Source organism: Microbacterium sp. BK668 (genome assembly GCF_004362195.1).
Taxonomy (GTDB): Bacteria; Actinomycetota; Actinomycetes; order Actinomycetales; family Microbacteriaceae; genus Microbacterium.
Genome location: NZ_SNWG01000003.1, coordinates 31,603 through 50,148, shown reverse-complemented (window position 1 = coordinate 50,148; position 18,546 = coordinate 31,603). Strand labels below are relative to the sequence as shown.

The 18,546-nt window shown below is 66.1% G+C and carries 19 protein-coding genes and 1 pseudogene; 10 read left to right on the top strand and 10 right to left on the bottom strand.

Annotated elements, in window-relative coordinates; genetic code table 11:
* Nucleotides 1-323: cell wall-binding repeat-containing protein (locus tag EV279_RS15670; RefSeq protein WP_208109588.1), on the top strand; the 323-nt coding region annotated here is incomplete at its 5' end.
* Nucleotides 324-340: 17 nt separating this feature from the next.
* Here the strand turns inward: EV279_RS15670 and EV279_RS15665 are convergent.
* On the bottom strand, nucleotides 341-1,093 hold the full coding sequence (locus EV279_RS15665; RefSeq protein ID WP_133545686.1) for a GNAT family N-acetyltransferase: 753 nt from the start codon (nucleotides 1,091-1,093) through the stop codon (nucleotides 341-343).
* Nucleotides 1,094-1,418: 325 nt separating this feature from the next.
* Between EV279_RS15665 and EV279_RS15660 the strand changes: the two genes are divergently transcribed.
* Nucleotides 1,419-4,037 (top strand): hypothetical protein, encoded by a 2,619-nt coding sequence (locus EV279_RS15660; RefSeq protein WP_133545684.1) that lies wholly within the window; start codon nucleotides 1,419-1,421, stop codon nucleotides 4,035-4,037.
* Between the two features lie 938 nt (nucleotides 4,038-4,975).
* On the opposite strand, the gene EV279_RS15655 is transcribed toward EV279_RS15660, so the two are convergent.
* Nucleotides 4,976-5,494 (bottom strand): NAD(P)H-binding protein, encoded by a 519-nt coding sequence (locus tag EV279_RS15655; protein WP_279526931.1) that lies wholly within the window; start codon nucleotides 5,492-5,494, stop codon nucleotides 4,976-4,978.
* Complete coding sequence (locus EV279_RS15650) at nucleotides 5,428-5,772, bottom strand: nuclear transport factor 2 family protein (RefSeq protein ID WP_133545680.1); 345 nt, start codon at nucleotides 5,770-5,772, stop codon at nucleotides 5,428-5,430. Before EV279_RS15650 ends, EV279_RS15655 begins: the two co-directional genes overlap by 67 nt.
* A 384-nt stretch (nucleotides 5,773-6,156) precedes the next feature.
* Here EV279_RS15650 and EV279_RS15645 point away from each other — a divergent pair, with 384 nt between their 5' ends.
* The 3 genes from EV279_RS15645 (at nucleotide 6,157) to EV279_RS15635 (ending at nucleotide 7,454) form a co-directional block, all read left to right on the top strand.
* Nucleotides 6,157-6,741 (top strand): dienelactone hydrolase family protein, encoded by a 585-nt coding sequence (locus EV279_RS15645; protein WP_133545678.1) that lies wholly within the window; start codon nucleotides 6,157-6,159, stop codon nucleotides 6,739-6,741.
* Nucleotides 6,742-6,831: 90 nt separating this feature from the next.
* Entirely contained in the window at nucleotides 6,832-7,053 is a 222-nt protein-coding gene (locus EV279_RS15640) for a type II toxin-antitoxin system VapB family antitoxin (RefSeq protein WP_127818118.1), read from the top strand.
* Complete coding sequence (locus EV279_RS15635; RefSeq protein ID WP_133545676.1) at nucleotides 7,050-7,454, top strand: PIN domain-containing protein; 405 nt, start codon at nucleotides 7,050-7,052, stop codon at nucleotides 7,452-7,454. The genes EV279_RS15640 and EV279_RS15635 overlap by 4 nt, the downstream gene beginning before the upstream one ends.
* Nucleotides 7,455-7,562: 108 nt before the next feature.
* Here EV279_RS15635 and EV279_RS15630 read toward each other — a convergent pair.
* From EV279_RS15630 to EV279_RS15610, 5 genes and pseudogenes are all read right to left on the bottom strand, one after another.
* Nucleotides 7,563-8,067: pseudogene (locus tag EV279_RS15630) on the bottom strand (recombinase family protein); the annotation flags it as partial.
* Between the two features lie 38 nt (nucleotides 8,068-8,105).
* A complete protein-coding gene (locus tag EV279_RS15625; RefSeq protein ID WP_133545674.1) occupies nucleotides 8,106-8,921 on the bottom strand; it encodes a hypothetical protein in 816 nt (271 codons plus the stop codon).
* Nucleotides 8,918-9,460 carry a hypothetical protein gene (locus EV279_RS15620; RefSeq protein WP_133545672.1) on the bottom strand — a complete coding sequence of 181 codons (543 nt, stop codon included), beginning with the start codon at nucleotides 9,458-9,460 and terminating at the stop codon, nucleotides 8,918-8,920. The genes EV279_RS15625 and EV279_RS15620 overlap by 4 nt, the downstream gene beginning before the upstream one ends.
* Before the next feature lie 21 nt (nucleotides 9,461-9,481).
* The gene (locus EV279_RS15615) at nucleotides 9,482-10,405 is read right to left on the bottom strand and encodes a hypothetical protein (protein WP_133545670.1); all 924 of its coding nucleotides are present in this window, start codon (nucleotides 10,403-10,405) and stop codon (nucleotides 9,482-9,484) included.
* A gap of 424 nt (nucleotides 10,406-10,829) precedes the next feature.
* Nucleotides 10,830-11,609, bottom strand: a complete 780-nt coding sequence (locus EV279_RS15610; RefSeq protein ID WP_133545668.1) for an alpha/beta hydrolase — start codon at nucleotides 11,607-11,609, stop codon at nucleotides 10,830-10,832.
* Nucleotides 11,610-11,766: 157 nt separating this feature from the next.
* Here EV279_RS15610 and EV279_RS15605 point away from each other — a divergent pair, with 157 nt between their 5' ends.
* Both EV279_RS15605 and EV279_RS15600 read left to right on the top strand, forming a co-directional pair.
* Nucleotides 11,767-14,166: an alpha/beta fold hydrolase gene (locus EV279_RS15605; RefSeq protein ID WP_133545666.1), complete on the top strand. Its 2,400-nt coding sequence runs from the start codon at nucleotides 11,767-11,769 to the stop codon at nucleotides 14,164-14,166.
* Complete coding sequence (locus tag EV279_RS15600) at nucleotides 14,163-15,005, top strand: SDR family NAD(P)-dependent oxidoreductase (RefSeq protein WP_133545664.1); 843 nt, start codon at nucleotides 14,163-14,165, stop codon at nucleotides 15,003-15,005. Before EV279_RS15605 ends, EV279_RS15600 begins: the two co-directional genes overlap by 4 nt.
* Here EV279_RS15600 and EV279_RS15595 read toward each other — a convergent pair.
* Nucleotides 15,002-15,454, bottom strand: coding sequence for a VOC family protein (locus tag EV279_RS15595; RefSeq protein ID WP_133545662.1), 453 nt, complete (start codon nucleotides 15,452-15,454; stop codon nucleotides 15,002-15,004). The genes EV279_RS15600 and EV279_RS15595 overlap by 4 nt on opposite strands.
* 127 nt (nucleotides 15,455-15,581) lie before the next feature.
* Between EV279_RS15595 and EV279_RS15590 the strand changes: the two genes are divergently transcribed.
* The 3 genes from EV279_RS15590 (at nucleotide 15,582) to EV279_RS15580 (ending at nucleotide 17,530) form a co-directional block, all read left to right on the top strand.
* On the top strand, nucleotides 15,582-15,953 hold the full coding sequence (locus EV279_RS15590; RefSeq protein WP_133545660.1) for a hypothetical protein: 372 nt from the start codon (nucleotides 15,582-15,584) through the stop codon (nucleotides 15,951-15,953).
* Between the two features lie 366 nt (nucleotides 15,954-16,319).
* Nucleotides 16,320-16,631, top strand: a complete 312-nt coding sequence (locus tag EV279_RS15585; protein ID WP_133545658.1) for a hypothetical protein — start codon at nucleotides 16,320-16,322, stop codon at nucleotides 16,629-16,631.
* Between the two features lie 155 nt (nucleotides 16,632-16,786).
* Complete coding sequence (locus EV279_RS15580; RefSeq protein WP_133545656.1) at nucleotides 16,787-17,530, top strand: DUF4328 domain-containing protein; 744 nt, start codon at nucleotides 16,787-16,789, stop codon at nucleotides 17,528-17,530.
* A 289-nt stretch (nucleotides 17,531-17,819) separates the two neighbouring features.
* Here the strand turns inward: EV279_RS15580 and EV279_RS15575 are convergent, their stop codons facing one another.
* Complete coding sequence (locus EV279_RS15575; RefSeq protein ID WP_133545654.1) at nucleotides 17,820-18,170, bottom strand: hypothetical protein; 351 nt, start codon at nucleotides 18,168-18,170, stop codon at nucleotides 17,820-17,822.
* Nucleotides 18,171-18,546: the final 376 nt, after the last annotated feature.

Genomic DNA, 18,546 nt, shown 5'->3' with positions numbered 1-18,546 from the left:
CCTACACGACCGGCGCGGTGTCTCGCCTTTCGGGACCGGACCGGTTCGCGACCTCGGCCGCGATCAGCAAGGCCTCGTTCGACCCCGGCGTGCCCGTCACCTACGTCACCTTCGGCCGCAACTTCCCCGACGCACTGTCGGTCGCGCCGGTCGCCGGAATCCAGGGCGGCCCCATCCTCCTGACCGAGACCGACACCATCCCCGACGTCATCAAAGCCGAACTCACCCGGCTCAAGCCCGCCAAGATCATCGTGCTCGGCAGCGCCGCATCGGTCAGCCCTGCCGTCCAAACCGCGCTCGACGCTTACATGGTCGCTGATTGACGAGATCGGGGCTCAGCTCACGCCGGACGGCGGACGACCGTGTACCGCTCGTGCTCCTCGATCGGCACGAAGCCGCGGGCGTCGAACATCGAGCGCGGGCCGACGAACGCCGCCGAGTCGCTTCCGTCGTCTTCCAGGTGCGGGTAGCCCTCGATCCATCGGGCACCCCGCGCGGCCCCGTCGGCGACCACGCGGTCGAGCAGCGCCGACGAGACGCCGTGCCGCCGGTAGGGCGGGGCGATCGTGAAGCAGGAGATGCCGATGATGGTGTCCGGCGAAGGACCGTCGGGCTCGGCATCCGGGTATTTCCGGTACGTCGATCGCAGCGACGCGTTGACCCACCCCGCCGGCCTGCCGTCGACGTACGCGAGGTAGCCGAGCGTCGCACCGGAGCGCAGGCGCTCCACCATGTCGGCGCGCACATCGCGCCACGGCCGCTCGGCGACATCGCCCGTGTGCGGGTGCAGGCAGTAGCACGAGCCCCAGTCCGGGTTGTCGGGGAACGCGTCGCGGTCGAAGAACCGCAGCCAGTCGTCGATGCGCTCCTCGGTCACCGGGCGAACCTCGATCGGCCCGATCGACGGCAGCCGCTCGGTCGGCCCGTCCTCGCGCACCGAGGCGTCGGCGAAGTTCCGCGCCCACAGCGCGAGCTCATCATCGGGGTAGGGCACGTCATGGGCGGCACGGACGTGCGCGACGAACTCGTCGACGAGGGCATCGGCATCCGTTCCCTCGAATCGCTCATCGCTCTGGAAGCACTCGATCCACATGGCGATCCATCCGTTCGCTGACTGGGAGTGGCTTCACACTAAAGGCGCCCCCCGACACCCAGCACCCGCTTGCGGCAATGTGGACGAACCGCCGATAGTGACCCGATCAACCATCCAGGGCTCGCCCGATCGGGCATCGCTCCTTGCACGTTCATCGAGCGCGGAGAACGTGCTCCGCCGCTGGTGGGTCGGCAGGATTCGAGGATCAGCCGATCCGCATCGGGGTGATTCGGATATGTCGGAGCACGTCGCCGCTGGGCCTGCCGCGAAGCCGATGGACCGCGGCCGTCCTTCCAGTGCGCGACCCCAGGAGCGGCAACCGCCCATGAGAGGGCTGCCCGCCGGCCCGCTCCAACTCCAGGCACTGGCAGGCAATGCTGCTGTCGCTCGGCTGATCGCCGGAACTGCCGGGCAGGTGGGGTCGGCTGCCGCTGCCGGTATGGAGGCGACGGCAAGCGCAGCAGCGCTCGAGGCATCGGCGCGCGCCGCACCGAATCGCGAGGTGTCGAGTCAGGTTCCGCACCCGTCGACGCCACCGGATCCCCGCCGATCGGCGGACACCACCGACCGCCCGTCCCAGCAGCTCACGAGCACGGTCGTACAGCGGGGCATCCTCGACGATGTCGCGGGCGGCGTGGCAAGCATCGCCGGGGGCGCTCGCGACAGCGTACTCCAGACCCTTGCCGGCTGGGCGCGGCGGATGCCGGGCTATGAACTGCTCTGTACGATCCTGGGTCGCGACGTGGTGGCTGGTACTCCTGTCCCCAGGTCGGCGGCGGCGATCATCAGTGGATTCCTCGGATTGATGCCGCGCGGCGAAGAGCTTCGCCAGCAGCTCCAGCAGTCAGGCGCGATCGATCGGGCCGGCGCATGGTTCGAGCAGGAGGTGCCGAAGCTCGGGCTGACGTGGGATCTGCTGAGGGGGTTGTTCTCGCGCGCGTGGGATGCGCTCAGCGCGACAGACCTGCTGGATCCGGAGGGCGCGTGGCAGCGCATCTCCCGGATCTTCGGACCGCCCCTCGCCCGCTTGCGCGACTTCGCGGTGGGAGCCGTGACGAAGGTGGCGGAGTTCGTGTTCGAGGGTGCGATGAGTATGGCCGGCGGGCTTGGGACGCAGGTGATGGGCATCATCCGGCAGGCCGGCGGCGTGTTCAACCAGATCCTCCGCGACCCCGTCGGGTTTGCCGGCAACCTGGTAGCCGCCGTCCGCGGTGGACTCGGCGCCTTCCTCTCGAACGTTGGCACCCACCTGCGTAACGGCCTCATCGGCTGGCTCACCGGATCGCTGGGCGGCATCATCCGCCTGCCGGCGCAGTTTGATCTGCGCGGCATCCTCGGTATGGCGATGGAGTTCCTCGGTCTCACCTGGCAGAACATCCGCACCCGCATCGCCGCGCTCATCGGGGAACGAACACTGGGCCTGCTGGAGCGCGGCGCCGGCATTGTGGCCGACGTCGCCCGCAACGGGATCAGCGCCATCACCGCGCGCATCGCCCAGTTCACCTCAGGCCTCGTCGACACAGTGCTCGGCGGCATCCGTGACTGGGTGACCAACAGCGTGGTCGGCGCGGCGATCACCCGGCTCCTGTCGATGTTCAACCCCGCTGGGGCGGTCATCCAGGCGATCATCGCCGTCTACAACACGATTCAGTTCTTCATCGAACGCGCTCAGCAGCTCGGCGCGCTGGCCAACTCGGTCTTCACCTCCATCGGCGCAATCGCCGCCGGCAGCATCGGCAACGCCGTCAATTCCGTGGAGCAAGCCCTGGGGCGGGCGGTTCCCGTCGTCCTCGGGTTCCTCGCCCGGCTGATCGGCCTCGGCGATGTCGCCACGCCCGTGCGGAACGTCATGACCCGGGTGCAGGGCGTGATCAATGCTGCCATCGACCGGGTCGTCGGGTGGATTGCCGGTATGGCCCGAAGGGTTACCTCCGCGGCGAACGGTGCCCGTGCCGGGCGGCCGACCGGGGAGCCTATGACTCCGCCTGCGCGAGGAGCAACTAACTCTCGGACGCCCATCGATCGAACGTTCTCGATGAGCGCGGTCGCGCATCACCTGAGGTTTCAGCCGCCCGATCGGCTCGTCATGGCTTCCTGGGAGGGCGACCTGTTGAGCAAGATTGACAACCGCCTTCGTGTCGCAGTCGCCGATCGAGACGAGGTCCAAGATCTGCAACGGATACGAGGCGCCGCGGAGGAACTCTTGAGAATTGCCCCGAATACGCCGCAAATCCAGATCGATCGACGGATGAACGCAATCATCAGGATGCTTGCCACGTACGGCGCTGATTACCGCCAGAGCGACCTAGACAGAAGTTTGCCTGCACCTACTAGCTTGCCCGAGAGCTCGGCCCTGCAGACTGAACTACGCGCTTGCGGAGTACGCCAGGATTTGATTTCGCGCATCATAAGCAATCTATCGATCAGTGGCCGAAGTCTCATAGCCGTCATCTTGGGACAGCGCCTTCGAAACGTTCACAACTACCGAACGGTGCTATCCCAGCTATCGACCGTCGGCGGAATTGGAGCGGCGGCGATGGCCATGAATGAAGCACTCCGACTGCTCGATGCGAGCGGGAGCGGCGCGAGGATAGAGTTTGAGCGGCAGGGTTATGGAACATCTGCGAGCAGTCGATATTATGACGTAGATCTCTCAACAGTGGACGCGGCGGGACGCATGTCTACTGCGTATCAGATGAAGGGGATCTACCTGAATGCCTTCCCGAACCAGCTCGCGTCTGCCGCAAGGCAGCTCGCCAACGCTCCTGCTCGCCGCAGGGCGATAATCATCGACGTCATTGACGCGACCTCCAGTCAGTTCGATCGGCATCCGAATAGTCGGGACGCGTTGACAGGGTTTCAGACCCGCTTCCCCGACTACGCGCTGCGCATCGGCTTCAATGCGGGGGCTCCAAAATTCATCAACTGGGGAGGACTACCGTGATCAGGACCGAGCGGCCAATCGGAAAATGGACAGTTCAGTTGCGCGGAAATTCCGAACCACAGGCTGCAGTTGAGAAATGCGTCCAGCTGATGATGCACATCGCGTCCATACTTGACGAACTGCAATTACTTCGGCCGGATACGATGATAGTAGACGGATGGATTAATGCGCGATCCGGCCGCTTCGCTGACTTCCCTGATTACGAGGCAACCCTAGCTGGCCCCGCCGATATTAAGCCAGTCGTAGGGGCGTTGCCAAAGTATGAAGTGATTCCGGCGACCGTGCTAGTGCGAGGCTCAACCGCGGTCAAAAGTAGCAGCGGTTACGTATGGGTTCGACGTGCGCTGGAATTGAGGGCCGATTCATCGGTCCTTTGCGCCGTTGAGATTGCTACCTATATTGACGTCTGGCTCCCTTATGATTTGAGAGGGTCTCCACAGGAGGAGGTTTACTCAATGAACGCGCCGCGACTAACCGAGGCGCTACGAGCGGTCAGACTGATACCGAATACGCAGGTCGAGAGCGATGAAGTGACGCCCTATGCAGTTGTCGGGCGAGTTTCACTCATGAATCACACTGATTCGGCTGGACGGGTGGTTCCAGTTTGGTTCGAGCCCGATTGATCCGCCTTCAGCCATTCGCCGGGTGAGAGTTTGCGGGCATGACTCTCCCGAAGCGCGAGATGAGCGTCTGGTACACGTAGTCCACGCCCTAGTACTGAGGCGTTGATTGGCCCGCGGATTGACGAAGCGTCGTGAGTCTCGCGGATCCGATCCGGCGGCCGGTGGCGATGTCTCGCCGCCCATACTGAACCCCGCATCGCGGTGCACTGACGAAGAAGCATCTCGCGGCGTCCGGCTGCCTGAGCGGGCGAAGCTGGATCGAACGGGGTCGACGTGACCCCAGCGACAGGGACGAGCGAAGAATCTCGGGACAAGCTAGAACACATCGCAGCGCCAGTATCCGCCTTCGCGAAACGACGGTGCGATCAGTTCGGTATCGCCGTGGTCGCGGAATCCGTACCCGAACACGATGGACTGCGTCACGAATCGCGTGGCGCCTGTATCACTGGCGGCTTCGATGAGGTTCCGCGTCCCCTCGATACGGAGACGATTGGTCTGCTCCATGTCGCGATGTCGCAGCGGCGGCTTCTTGAGTGAGGTGAGCTCGTGAATTACCGCGTTGAAGCGATGTCCTCGCGTCGCGTCACGCAACGCGTCGCGGTCCAGCACGTCGGCCACGAGGGGACGCGCCCCGAGCGACTGAGCGCGCTCCGCCGCCACCGGTGTGCGGGTGACCGCGAACACCTCGTGCGAGTTGGCGGTCAGCATCGGCACGAGGTAGCGACCAACCGCGCCGTCGCTCCCGCCAGCAGGACTCTCATCTCGCCTCAGAGGTCGATGTTGTAGGAGGTGAGGGCGAGGAGACGATCGTTCTCGAACTCGTAGATGTCGCACGACGCGACTGTCGACTGCTCTCCGTTGTCCCGGTAAACGGTGAGGGTGTCGACGACGACAGCGTCGCCCCCGTCGACCACGAAGAACCGGTTGCGCTCGATCTCCGTCCCCGCGAGCGCGGCAACCGTCGCCCGACATGCGTCGATCATGGCGTCGCGCCCTTCGATGGGGGCCGCACCCGGCATTCGCCACACCACCGCCTCAGCGATCTGCGAGAACGTCGGCTCGAAGTCATGTGAAGAGAACGCTGCGGCGAACTCGCGAGGCGACAGTGTCATGCCCCCTTCCTACTCGTGCCAGACCGTGTCGTCCAAGCAGCCGGCGGCCTCCGCATGCCGGACCGGAAGCGACCTCTGCAGCGGCGCGCACTCAATCCCACGCTTGGCGCGTTCATGGCACTCGTCAAGGGCGCCGACGTGGTCGAAAGCGCGCCGCTAGCGGGGCCAGGGCGGTCGCCGCCGGGAGCCGCCGACCGCGAGCGCCATCGGCGCTCCCCGGCCCAGACCGTGAGCTGTGATGAATCGCCGATCGTGGTGCCGTCGCGGCGGCGGGAGAAGGGCCCCCGGGGGTTGCAGTTGTGGTCTCTACGCGGGCAAGGTACCGCGGCCGGTGTTCGGCGTCTACTCGCTGGCGATGTCGGGCGTCCAGCGTAGACAGGGCGCATGGCTGACGTACTGATGTTCCACCACATCCTCGGGCTGACGCCCGGAATGCGTGATCTTGCCGATCGATTGCGGGCCGGCGGTCATACGGTTCACGCACCCGACCTGTACGACGGGCAGGTCTTCGACTCGATGGAAGATGCGTTCGCCTTCGTCAAGAGTGAAGCGGTTGACGTGGACGGGCGGGCGGATGCCGCGGCCGCTGACCTTCCGGAGAGGCTGGTGTATCTCGGTGTCTCGTCGGGAGTGATGCGCGCGCAGCGCCTCGCTCAGCAGCGCCCGGGCGCCGCGGGCGCGGTGCTGCTCGAGTCGGCGATCCCGGTGTCGGGCGAGTGGGCCTTTGGGCCGTGGCCCGATGGTGTGCCCGTTCAGATTCACGGGATGGACGCCGACGAGTTCTTCGCCGGCGAGGGCGATATCGATGCCGCGCGCGACATCGTCGCGGCAGCCGACGACGGCGAGTTGTTCACATACCCAGGTGAACAGCATCTGTTCGAGGACAGTTCCCTACCGAGCTACGACGCCAAGGCGACGGACCTGCTGGTGGTCCGCGTGCTCGCGTTCCTCGACCGGGTGGACCGCTGAAGCGGCTCACGACGGACGCCTCATGCGCGAGAGGGCGGCGTCGGGCGAAGGTCTATATACTGCTCTATATAAGCCGGGAGAGGAGGAGTCATGACCGTCACGTCGATCGATATCGACCCGGACGAGCTGCGTCAAGCGAAAGAGCTCGCCGGCACGACCTCCAATCGCGAAACGGTGGATCTCGCCCTGCGCACTCTCATTGCCGTCCGTCGCCAGCCAGCGGCCGTCGAGCGGATCATCGCCCGTACGTTCGAGCCCGACCAGATCGACGCACCGACGATCCCGCCGGCAACGGCGATTGCCGGCCAGTGACGACCTACCTCGTCGACAACAGCATCTGGCAGAGGGCCTCAACGAGCGAAGCGATTGCGACGAGGCTCCGGGAGCTCTCACCCACGCACCTGATCATCACCTGCCCGCCGCAAGTTCTCGAGTACTGCCATGCGGCCCGGAGCCCGCAGGAGTACGAAGAACTCCGGGCGGACATGGAGCAGTTACTACCCGCATGGGAACACCCCGACGAGCAGCAAGCCCTGGACGTTCAGCAGGCGCTATGGGACACCGGACTCATGCGCGCGGCAGCGGCGTTCGATTGCCTCATTGCGGCATACGCGGTCGTCAATGACGCTGTCATCCTGAACTCCGACCAGGACTTTGCGTTCATCGAGATCGCGACGCGGGGCGCGGTTCGGCAAGAGTACGTCAACGCCTAGGGGGACTTCCGACCTGGCCCGGTCCGTAGCCCTGCTGCGGACCGGATCGGGCCGCAGCCGCCCGGGCCGCCGCGGTCGGCGGCGGGGGGTGGCCGCGACGATGCGGGTTCAGAAGATCTGTGCTTCGCAAGCGGCGAGGAATGTCACGCGACGGCGCTGCAATTCGCGGTAGACGGTGGCACGGGACACGTTGAACAGCTCGGCGATCTCGGTCTGGGTGTACTCACCCCTGTCCTGGACGTCAAACAGGAGCTTGCGCTGTGTGGTCGACAGCTTCGGCTGCTTGCCCTTCAGATGACCTTCCGCGCGGGCGACCGACAACCCTTCTTTCGTGCGCATGCTGATCAGGTCGGGTTCGAACTCGGCGACCATGGCGAGCACGTTGAAAAGCAGGCTCCCCACCGGGTCCGTTGGATCGGACCTGCTCCCACCCAGGTTGAGCGCGACGCCCTTCGTCGTCAGTTCGTCGGCGATGTCGTGTGCGTCCCTCACCGATCGGGCGAGCCGGTCGAGCTTGTGACCACGAGCTGTCACCTTCCCGAACGGCGGCGAGCGCTTCTCGCAATCCGGGCCCGGCGCGGTTGGTGCCGGTCAGCCCGTGATCGACGTAGATGTTCGAATCGAGACTCCCCCTCGCGGCAGTGCGTCCCGCTAGGAGACCTCAGCGCCAAGCAGATTCAGCATGACGACCAGCGCCGGAAATGCGGCGGAGAACGCCCAGAAGAAGTTGTTCAGACCCATCACGAGGGCGATGCCGCCGTGAAAGGCCATTCCGAGTCCGAGCAACCAGATGGGCTGACCGATGAAGGCGAGCATGATGATCGGGAATCCGGCCTCCCACGCGATCACGCCGATGCAGACGGCCTGGGCCAGGTGCGGTCGGGTCCGTAGGAGTCGGAAGAGGGTGGGGTTGCCATACCCCGCAGTGCTGAGTATCCCCACGATGGCGCGTCCCGAACGCCACTCGGTCGATGTCAACTTGGCGATCCCCGAGACCAGGTAGCTCAGCACAAGCTGAGCGGCGATGAAGAGGAACGCCACCGTTCGGATCCACTCATCGTCGGGAACGGAGGCGACGACCACGAGCCCGGACAGCACGATCAATGTCATCTGATCCGACCCGTCGAGGCCGTAGACGCTCCGGAAGCCCAGCGCAACGACGCCGAGGAGCGTGAGCGCGATGGTCGGTCCTGCGATCGCGCCCGCCGATGCGAGAGTCACAGACGAGACGGCACAGACGATGGTCCCCCAGAGGATCGCACGATGACCCGCTGGATGGTAGACGCGCTCGAGGATGTCCGACAGGAGACCGTGAGCGAGCGCCGGATGTCGGAGCTTCGAGAGGCGCCACGCGAGCAGCCCATCCTCTCGATACAGCGAGAAAGCGCTCAGATCCTCCGCGGACGAGACCACGATCCCTACCGACACGAGGATCAGCGACAGGAGGAACGCCTGGTCGCCTGTCACTGCGCCCGCTCCTCAGCGGGGCTCAATCGGTGCACAGCGGAGATCAGCAGGACAGTGGATTCCTCCTCCCCCGTCTGCCCGAGGGCGAACTGCGTCGCCACGGCAAGGTGGAGCCGAGGGATGCTGGAGACGAACGCGAGCAACGTGAGGTACGGGGTTGAGAGCTGTATCCGATCCGGAGGCGCGCTGCGGTCCTCTTCAGCCAAGGACGCGACGATCGTGTTCATTTCGTTCGCAAGGTCCACGAGCGCCTTGTTGACGGTCTTCTCGGGATTCCAGATCGCGCGTCGCAGTCCCGGGCTGGAAGAGAACTCGACGTTCTTCCATTTCGACACCTCGTCAACGCCGTAGTCCCGGTAGATCAGGTGGTATCGCTTGGTTCCCGGCGTCGGCGCGAAGAAAGCCCAACTCGGCACGAGCCAGCTGCCGCTGACGGCATTCAGCAATGGCAGCCGTCGCCATGCCGCTGGCAGGTTCTTGTACAGAGTGAGCGCGAACCAGCTCGCGAAGAAGACGGCGACGATCGCTTGAAAGATCATCGTTCGCTGCCCTGTCCGGGCTCAGTAGAGGGAGCTCATCACCTTCAGGCGCGCGTCGATGAGGTCGCCGACGCTGGGTGCTCTACCCAGTGCCGCGACCTGGTCGTCAGCAAGACGCGAGAGGCGTGCGAATTTGCGCCGGGCGACGATGTCGTCCATGCCGCCCGTGAGGGTGGGGGTATGAACGGCAACCACGAACAGCGCGATGGTGATGGTGGTCACGGTCACCGCTACCTGTCCGCCTGGTGCGATGAGGACCTCATCCCGCGCGAGGATCTCGTCGATCTTCTTCTTCTTCCGCTCCAGCACTTGACGCTCGATTTCCGTCAGCTCACGCGGTCGCTTCACTATCACCGCCTCAAGGCGACCCGCCTGCCGCTCGCTGGTGAGGTACTGCACGAACGAGAACGCGCTATCGTCCAAGTCGCCACCCGCGTAGATGAGCGGCAGCACGCCGAACTCGATGTCATTGGCCAGACCCACACACTCCGCCAAGGTCCGCCCGCGATAGCGGAGATCCCCGTAGGGCCTCTGTGTCAGGTCTCTAGCCGCCTGGCGGAACGACACGCGCTCGCGGGACTTCATGCTCTCCACGGAGCGCTTCGTCAACGAGGCGATCGCATCCCTGTCGGCCGCGGCGTAGGCCGAACGCACTTCTTCCAACCACTCGGATCCACGCTCAGCGAGGAAAAGCGTGGCAGTGCCGGGCAGGACGAGGTCGACCGCCTCGTCGTCCGCTTCCGCCCGATAGTCGATGACCTCAGGTGTAACGGGCTCGGCGTCGCGTCTCCAGCGATCGTCTTGCAACGTTCTGATCGCGGAGAGAAATCCTTGCGGATCGTCGTCGACGAGTTGCTCTGTGGTGACAAAAGGCTCGGCCACAATGTACCCCGATCTCTCGAGCCTTCCAGCCGAGCGGCGCTCGGCGTCGCCTCCCTCGGACATCCGTTGTACTCGCGGCTCTATACCGCGTCAACGGGGAACCGCTTCAGGATCGAAGTCGCGATAGACGCGAAGGTCGGGGTGATGCAGGGCTAAGCCGGACGGCGGACGACCGTGTACCGCTCGTGCTCTTCGATCGGCACGAAGCCGCAACGAACTCGTCGACGAGGGCATCGGCATCCGTCCCCTCGAATCGCTCATCGCTCTGGAAGCACTCGATCCACATGGCGATCCATCCGTTCGCTGACTGGGAGTGGCTTCACACCAAAGGTCCCCCCGACACCCCGCACCCGCTTGCGGCGACCCTCGAGAGCAGCGCGCGGGCGCCGCTTCGTCGTTGTCCTCAGCAGGATCGTCGACATCCCGCCGGGATCCTGTACGAGCCAGCTGATTCTCGCGCGCGTTCGGTGAGGTGAGCGGGGCGCCGTTACCGATCCGGGTCCGAACCGGCGTTGCTCGGCGCCAACGTGTCGCGAAGGAATGCTGTGATGATGGAGTTCAGCAGGTGCGGTGACTCCAACCACAGCAGGTGAGTGCCTGGAAGAACCGCCAGCCTTCCGTTGGGGAGCGCCCGGGCGGCGGCGACGGAGTGCTCGACTCGGACCTGATCGTCTTTGTCTCCTTGCATCACCAGGACCGGTGCTCGAATCGAAGACAGCTCTTCGAGCTGAACCTCCGGCATCCTGAGCCACATGTCGGTGAGCTTCTCCAGGAAGACGGAGAGGTGGTCTGGTCCGTCCGGAGAAAGGGCGCTGTAGCTCTCGACCAGAGCGGGCCAGGGGTTCGCTCGCATCGCCTCGCCGCCCGCCTTCGCGTCGGTGGGGTCACCGGCGGAATTGAACGCCGCGCCGATACCGACGAAGCGCTTCACCACGTCGGGTCGCCTGAGCAGGACTTGGATGCCCACCGTCACGCCCTCGCTCACCGCGACCAGATTCGCGGGTTGTCCGATGACGGTGTCGACGAAAGCGGCTGTTTCGTCCGCCATCGCCTCATACGAGTACGGCCCGTCGCGGTCGGGGGTTCGGCCGTGTCCGACTCGATCCGGCGTGTAGACGGTGAAACCTGCCTCCGCCAGATCCGCCACTTGCATCGCTAGCAGACCACCCCCGAAACCGAAGGCGGTGCCATGCAGGAGGAGGAGCGGTTCGCCGTCTCCACGCGTCTCGTAGTAGGCCGGGCCGAACCCTACGTCGACGATCGGCATGCCCACGAAGCTACGCCGCGGTCCGCTCCAGAACAATCCCGCCGACGAACGCTTCCGACCGTGATGTCGTCCTCAACCGACGTCGGACCGGAGACCGGCGAAGAACGCCGGCGTGGAGGAGGATCGTTGGCGTCGAGAAGAAGCTGAAGGAGGCGCGATGAGGCGTGACGTCGATGTTCTCGTCGTCGGTGCGGGCATCTCCGGCATCGGAGTGGCGCGCGCCATCGCGGTCGGATCGCCCGAGACCTCCTTCGAGATCGTCGAGGCGCGAGACGCGATCGGCGGCACCTGGGATCTCTTCCGGTACCCCGGCGTGCGCTCCGATTCCGACCTGTACACGTTCGGCTACGACTTCCGCCCGTGGACCGACGACGCGTCGATCGCCAGCGGTGCCAGCATCCTGAACTACTTGAACGACACAGTGGATGCCGAGGGCCTGCGCGAACGCATCCACCTGCGCCATCGCGTGCTTTCGGGCGACTGGTCGAGCGCCGACGCGCGGTGGACCGTGCACCTCGAGCGCACCGATACCGGCGAGCGCTTCGACGTCACCTGCCGCTGGCTCTTCTGCGCCGGCGGCTACTACCGCTACGACCGCGGCTACGAGCCGACCCTGCCGGGCATCGAGCGGTTCGCCGGACGCGTCGTCCATCCTCAGCACTGGCCCGACGATCTCGACGTCGGCGGCCGGCGTGTGGTCGTGGTGGGCAGCGGCGCGACCGCCGTGACGCTCGTGCCGGCACTGGCCCGGACGGCGGCCCACGTCACGATGCTGCAACGCACGCCGACCTACATCCTGCCGATGCCGAGTGTCGATCCGGTCGCGCAGCGGCTGCGGCGCGTGTTCGGCGATCGACGCGGGCACGCGATGGCGCGCGCGAAGAGCATCGCCCAGCAGCGTGCGCTGTGGCTGCTCTGCCAGCGGTTCCCCTCGCTCGGGCGGCGACTCATCCGCTCGATCGTGCGCAAGCAGCTCCCGCCGGGATATCCGGCCGACGTGGACTTCAACCCGCCCTACGGTCCGTGGGATCAGCGGTTGTGCCTCGTGCCGGACGGCGACCTGTTCGCCGCGCTGCGCGACGGCTCGGCGGAGATCGTCACCGACCGCATCGCGACGTTCACCGAGACGGGAGTCCGGCTGGAGTCCGGGCGGGAGCTCGAAGCGGACATCGTCGTGACGGCGACGGGTCTGCAGATCGAGCCCTTCGGCGGCGCGGCGCTGCGCATCGACGACGTCGACGTGCAGATGCCCGAGCACGTGGCGTACAAGGGGCTCATGCTCGACGGCATCCCGAACTTCGCATTTGCGATCGGGTACACGAACGCCTCCTGGACGCTCAAGGTCGGGCTGCTCAGCGACTATTTCGTGCGGCTGCTGCGCTATATGCGTGAGAACGCATGGGATGCCGCGACCCCCGCGCGTCCGGAAGGGCTGCGCACGCGGCCGCTGCTGGATTTCAAGGCCGGCTATGTGCAGCGCGTCGTCGACGACCTGCCTCGGCAGGGTGATCGGCGGCCGTGGCTGATGTCGATGAACTACTACGCCGACGTGCGCGCGCTCCGTCGCGGGCGCATCGACGACGGCGCCCTGACCTTCACGCGCGTCGCGGCATCACCGGCCACGGACGAGGAGCGGTTCGTCGACGCCGGTGGCGGCATCCGGATCTGCTACCGCGTGTACGGCGAGGCCTCGGCGACGCCGGTGATGCTGCTGTCGGGGCTCGGGTACGACATGTACGCGTGGCCACGCGGGCTCGTCGACGGGCTGGTGGCCGCCGGGCTGCGCGTGATCGTGGTCGACAACCGCGACAGCGGACGGTCGTCGAGGATCACGACGCGTCCCCCGACGCTGCGCGAGCAGGTGCGCGGGCGGCCGCCGGCCGACAACTACGACCTGTCCGACATGGCGGAGGACGCGCGTGCCGTGCTCGACCGACTCGACGTCGATCGCGTGCACGTCGTCGGGATGTCGATGGGCGGCATGATCGCGCAGACTCTCGCGGCGCGGCATCCCGACCGTGTGGCGTCGCTGACCTCGATCTTCTCCACGACCGGCGATCCGCGTGTCGGGCAGCCGGCGAGGTCAACCAAGCTGCGGATGGCGCGGCCGCGGTCGCGGACGGCGACCGAGTACGCACGCCGGCACGTCGAGATGATGCGGCACCTCGGCTCGAAGCGGTACCCGTTCGACCTCGACGATGAGATGCGCTGGGCGGTCGCGGCGTGGGAGCGCGGCGGCGGCGAGCGCATCGCACCGGGTGTTGCGCGGCAGATCGGCGCGATCCAGAAGTCGGCCGACCGCACGGCGACCCTGGCGGCGGTGACGGCTCCGACGCTCGTCGTCCACGGCGACCGCGACCTCATGGTGCATCCGTCGGGCGGTCGTGCGAGCGCGGCGGCGATCCGCGGTGCCCGGCACCTCGTCATCCCAGGGCTGCGGCATCACCTGCCGCCCGGGCTCGTGTCGCGCCTCGTGGCGCTGATCACCGATCAGGTGGAGCGCGGCGAGAGTCGAATGCCGCGATCCGGCGCCGCCGTCGGGGGAGGTCGGTCGTGACAGCGCGGTCGCGCGACGGTTCTTTCGAGGGGAAGGTCGCCGTCGTCACGGGCGCGGGGTCGGGGATCGGACGCGCCCTCGCGGTGGGGCTCGCCGCGCGCGGCGCGCGCCTCGCCGTGTCCGACATCGATGCGGAACGGCTGACCGCGACATCCGCGATGCTCTCCAGGACGGGAGCCGACGTCCTCGCCGAGACGCTCGATGTGGGCGACCGGGTCGCCGTGGACGCGCACGCCGCCCGCGTCGCCGAGCATTTCGGTGTCGTGCATCAGCTCTACAACAACGCCGGCATCGCGACGGCGTCGACGTTCGTCGACGACACGCCGGTCGCGGAGTTCGAGCGGGTGTTCGCGGTGAACCTGTGGGGTGTGATCCACGGGACGCAGGCATTTCTGCCCCATCTCATCACGTCCGGCGATGGACACGTGGTGAACGTGTCGAGCCTCAACGGATTCATGGCGCAGCCGCGCATGGCGCCGTACGTGACCTCGAAGTTCGCGGTGCGCGGGTTCACGGAGGCGCTGCGCACCGAGATGATCGGGCGCGGACTGCCGGTGGCGGTGACGGTCGTGCATCCCGGGGGCGTGCGCACGAACATCGCGTCGTCGGTCCCGGCGCGCAGCGCGGACGACCGGCACCGCGCGGCCGTGTACGAGCAGAAGCTGTTCCGCACCTCAGCCGAAGAGGCCGCGCGTCAGATCCTCGACGCCGTCGCGAGGCGGCGGGGCCGGGTGCTGATCGGACAGGCGCGCCGCGTCGATCGACTCGTGCGCGCGCTGCCGTCGGCGTATCCCCCGCTCATCGCCGCGTGGACGAAACGCACGTTCGGCGGGATCTAGCCACCCCAGCCCTCGGAGGCGAGATCGCCGGCCGCGTCCGCTCGGGGGAAATCGTCCGCGGTCATTCCCGCCGGGTGGCCGACCGGCCACTGGACCAGTTCGATGGCGTTTCCGTCGGGGTCGGTGATGTGTGCGGTGCGGATCGACTCCGGATCCGGCGGCGATGTCCCCTCGACCGGGATGCCGTGGAGACTCAAGGCGTGCACGGCGTCGTCGAGCGACTGAGTCGCCACGACGAGGTGACTCAAGCCGGGCTCGGCCGCCGGCGCCAAGTCGGGACTCGCGACGAGCTCGAGCGTGACGTACTCGTCGCCCGGCAGCCTCATCATCGTGAGATGTCCGATCGGCGAATCGGGCACCGTGCCCACCACCTCGTACCCGAGCTTCCGGTAGAAGTCGGTGGAGGCCTGCCTGTCTGCCACACGCAGTCCGATGTGCAGTGTCTTCATGAGCTCGCTCCTGCCGGCGGTACCTCCGCACGATATCGCCGAGTGTGGTCATCGCCGACGACGACAGCTCGGCGAGTGCCGGACATAATGGGGGGGATATCGCCACCGACCCCTGCCGGAGGAGAACATGCCCTTCCGCACGATGGCCGTGCTGCAGTCCTGGGTCGACGAGTTCGCCCAGCAGGAGCAGCCGATGCTCAGTTCGATTCGCGTCATTCCGCAGGACGGCGATGAGGATGCCGACACAGGCCTCGTCGCGGTGCGCATCCCCGACTCACCGACGGAGATCTATATCGAGCCGCCCACGCCCGCGACCGGACCGGAGTGGTCGATCATGTTCGAGCCGCGCGAGCAGGCGGTCACACTGGGCGCTTCCGCGGTCGCGACGATCTCGGCAGAGGTCGCCGCGCTCGCGGACCTCTGCGCCTTCCTGCAACGCAAGTCGGAGGCGTTCCTCCGCCAGGACGGCGAACCGGCTCAAGCGAGCGCGGAGGGCTGAGCGGGCTCGCAAAGCTCGAGTGCCCTCAGTGTGCTCGCCTCGATCCTGAACCCCGAACAGGAGCTCGCTTGGCTGGTCGCAAGCTTGGGTTGCCTACCTCCAGTCGTCCCCTTCGCGCGAGCCACGGTCATCCCCTTGTGGGTGCGCATGCAGATCGCGCTCGAACTCCGCGACCATAGCGAGAACGTTGGACAGCAGGGCGCCCCCCGACTTGATTGTCGGCGACTGCCGCGGCTCTTTCGACTACGCGGAGGCACGAGTAATCTCTGGGCCAACCCGTAGAGCGGGGAATGTTCATCTCGATCTGCTGTACGAACCCCGCCGCCCGGACGCTGCCTTCGAGCCTTCGCGATTGCTGGACCCGGCATGACAGATCAGACGCCCAACGCCGAAGAGCTACACCGCCTTCGCGCGCGGCTGGAGCAGATCGAGGGTGAACGAGCAGAGATCGAGCGTTGGGCGTGGGCGCATTTCGCAGACGATGACGGCTCGCAAGAGGTTCGCTCCGACGCGCTGCATGCACTCGCGAAAGAGGAACAGCGCATACGAAAGACCCTTGGCCTCCCACCGGGCGAGTCCGACCCGGGGAACTGGCCCGAGTGGATGGGCTGGCTGATATTGACGCTCGTCGCGGTGGCGATCCCGCTGCTCGGGTGGTTGACCTCGGCGTCAAGGTGACGACCGAGTGGACGCCATACGGGCGCTGCGATCCAAGCCCTCAACAGGATGCGGATTCGATTTGTCAATCGATAGACTGTGCAACCAATCCAGCGCATGAAGGTGTCCACCTCACGCGACGCCTCATGGGATCCGCTTCCTAAGGAGGCCGGTCGATGAGCATCACGCCGGGGGCACCTCAGGCGGGGTGGTACCCCGCGCCAGACGGATCATCGACGACCTGGTGGTGGGACGGAGCACGGTGGGTGCCGCCTGGTCAGCAACCCCGCCCGCCGGTCACGACCGATCGTCTTGTCAAGCTGGCCACCGCAACCCAGATACTGCTGGTTGCGTGCGCCGCGGCCTCCATCGCCACCATTGCAGTCGAGACGTTTGGAATCGGGGCCGTCACCGGCCTAAGCAACGGAGATCAACAGGCCCTGAGCCTTCTCGGCACTTACGACCAACTACTCCCTGTGGTCACCATTCTGTCGGCTGTCACGCTCATCGCCACGGGGATCGTTTGGGTTCTCTGGCAGTACCGAGCTGCTACGCATCTCCGGGGCCAAACGCGGCGCTCGCCCGGCTGGCACGTCGGCTCATGGTTCATTCCTATCGTCGCTCTCTGGTTTCCCTACCAGAACGTCTCAGATCTTTGGCGAGCGGTGCGGGGCGCTTTGCCGTGGTTGCGGATCTTGTGGTGGAGCACCTGGCTCGCTGGCAATGTCCTGATCCAGATATCGACTCGGATCTACATCGACGCCCAAGACCTGGACCAATATCAAGCCGCCATGTGGGCGAACGCCCTGGGCCACGCTGCATTGTTGATCGCCGCGCCGTCGGCATGGATGATCGTGCGCGACATCACCCGCGGCATCGTTCGACGCGCCGTCGTTCCGGAGCCGCCGCTCATGCAATGACGCTGGTCGTGCGGGATGGATCCCTTCGCGCGATGAGGTCCTGGTCCGTGATGGAGACCCTGGCGTACCCACTCTGTATTGCTTCATGGGCTCAGCCTCAGCACCGCTAGAGAGGCTGCAATCGGAATGGGACCCACTCCGGTGCCGAGCCCGGAAGAGGTAGGCGGCCGCCGCCATCTCGTACGCGATTCCGTCCCGATCCCCGCCGCGCTCGAATGGCGTAGCCCGGTGCTTCGGCCGATCGGCGACACTGCCCGGCTCTTTGCTCGCAGCATCGGATCGCGGAGTGCTACTCGGTCACGCGGTAGAGTTCGTCGCCCGCCGAGTTCACCACGATGACGGTCTTCAAGTCAGGCAAGGGCGAACCTTCGCCGGTCACAGTGAAGTTCTTGAAGCCCATCGCCACTCCCACGGGCAAGACACTCTTGGCCGGTTCGGTGATCACGACCCTCATGTCAGTAGGCGTTAGCGGTTCTATCTCTACGACGTTGCACGCCCATCCGATGTCATCGTTCTGGCACGCGTCCTCAAGGCTCTCGGCGCCTAGCTCCTTGGCGATGTGTTCAGCCACTTCGTCACCGGTCACGGCCGTCGTCACGGAGGGCTCGCCGCTTGATGCAGCGCCGCCGCTCGTGATCATTGTCGGACTCGATTGGGGTGCAGAGGCGGAGCAGCTGGCAATCGCGCCGGCTATCAGGGCGACAGCGGCCAGCACAGAGAGACGTCGACGAGACACTGCCCCACTCATGCCGCCACCATACTCATCAGCCCACGCCGGGTGATCACAATGGATCCCCATACGCGCGATGTACGCAAGAGGGGGCGCGAGCGAGCCGGAACCGCTCGACAGGGTGCTTGCTGTGCCTCCGCTCGATTGGGGTCCTAGAGGCGTCACGAAGGCTGAACCTGTGCTTGACCATCTCTCAACTGCCTGTTATTCGGGTGTAACTGTGCCAGGACGTTGGCCCGGAAAGTCGGATGGTCGCGGCGCAAGGGGCGGGTGTCGGGGCGACTGT

Excerpts from the sequence above, each read along its gene's own strand:
- EV279_RS15640 (WP_127818118.1), top strand. The coding sequence starts at position 6,832 with ATGACCGTCACGTCGATCGATATCGACCCGGACGAGCTGCGTCAAGCG.
- EV279_RS15590 (WP_133545660.1), top strand. The coding sequence starts at position 15,582 with ATGCCCTTCCGCACGATGGCCGTGCTGCAGTCCTGGGTCGACGAGTTC.
- EV279_RS15605 (WP_133545666.1), top strand. The coding sequence starts at position 11,767 with ATGAGGCGTGACGTCGATGTTCTCGTCGTCGGTGCGGGCATCTCCGGC.
- EV279_RS15595 (WP_133545662.1), bottom strand. The coding sequence starts at position 15,454 with ATGAAGACACTGCACATCGGACTGCGTGTGGCAGACAGGCAGGCCTCC.
- EV279_RS15615 (WP_133545670.1), bottom strand. The coding sequence starts at position 10,405 with ATGTCCGAGGGAGGCGACGCCGAGCGCCGCTCGGCTGGAAGGCTCGAG.
- EV279_RS15585 (WP_133545658.1), top strand. The coding sequence starts at position 16,320 with ATGACAGATCAGACGCCCAACGCCGAAGAGCTACACCGCCTTCGCGCG.
- EV279_RS15610 (WP_133545668.1), bottom strand. The coding sequence starts at position 11,609 with ATGCCGATCGTCGACGTAGGGTTCGGCCCGGCCTACTACGAGACGCGT.
- EV279_RS15650 (WP_133545680.1), bottom strand. The coding sequence starts at position 5,772 with ATGACACTGTCGCCTCGCGAGTTCGCCGCAGCGTTCTCTTCACATGAC.
- EV279_RS15575 (WP_133545654.1), bottom strand. The coding sequence starts at position 18,170 with ATGATCACGAGCGGCGGCGCTGCATCAAGCGGCGAGCCCTCCGTGACG.
- EV279_RS15580 (WP_133545656.1), top strand. The coding sequence starts at position 16,787 with ATGAGCATCACGCCGGGGGCACCTCAGGCGGGGTGGTACCCCGCGCCA.
- EV279_RS15660 (WP_133545684.1), top strand. The coding sequence starts at position 1,419 with ATGAGAGGGCTGCCCGCCGGCCCGCTCCAACTCCAGGCACTGGCAGGC.
- EV279_RS15665 (WP_133545686.1), bottom strand. The coding sequence starts at position 1,093 with ATGTGGATCGAGTGCTTCCAGAGCGATGAGCGATTCGAGGGAACGGAT.
- EV279_RS15620 (WP_133545672.1), bottom strand. The coding sequence starts at position 9,460 with ATGATCTTTCAAGCGATCGTCGCCGTCTTCTTCGCGAGCTGGTTCGCG.
- EV279_RS15645 (WP_133545678.1), top strand. The coding sequence starts at position 6,157 with ATGGCTGACGTACTGATGTTCCACCACATCCTCGGGCTGACGCCCGGA.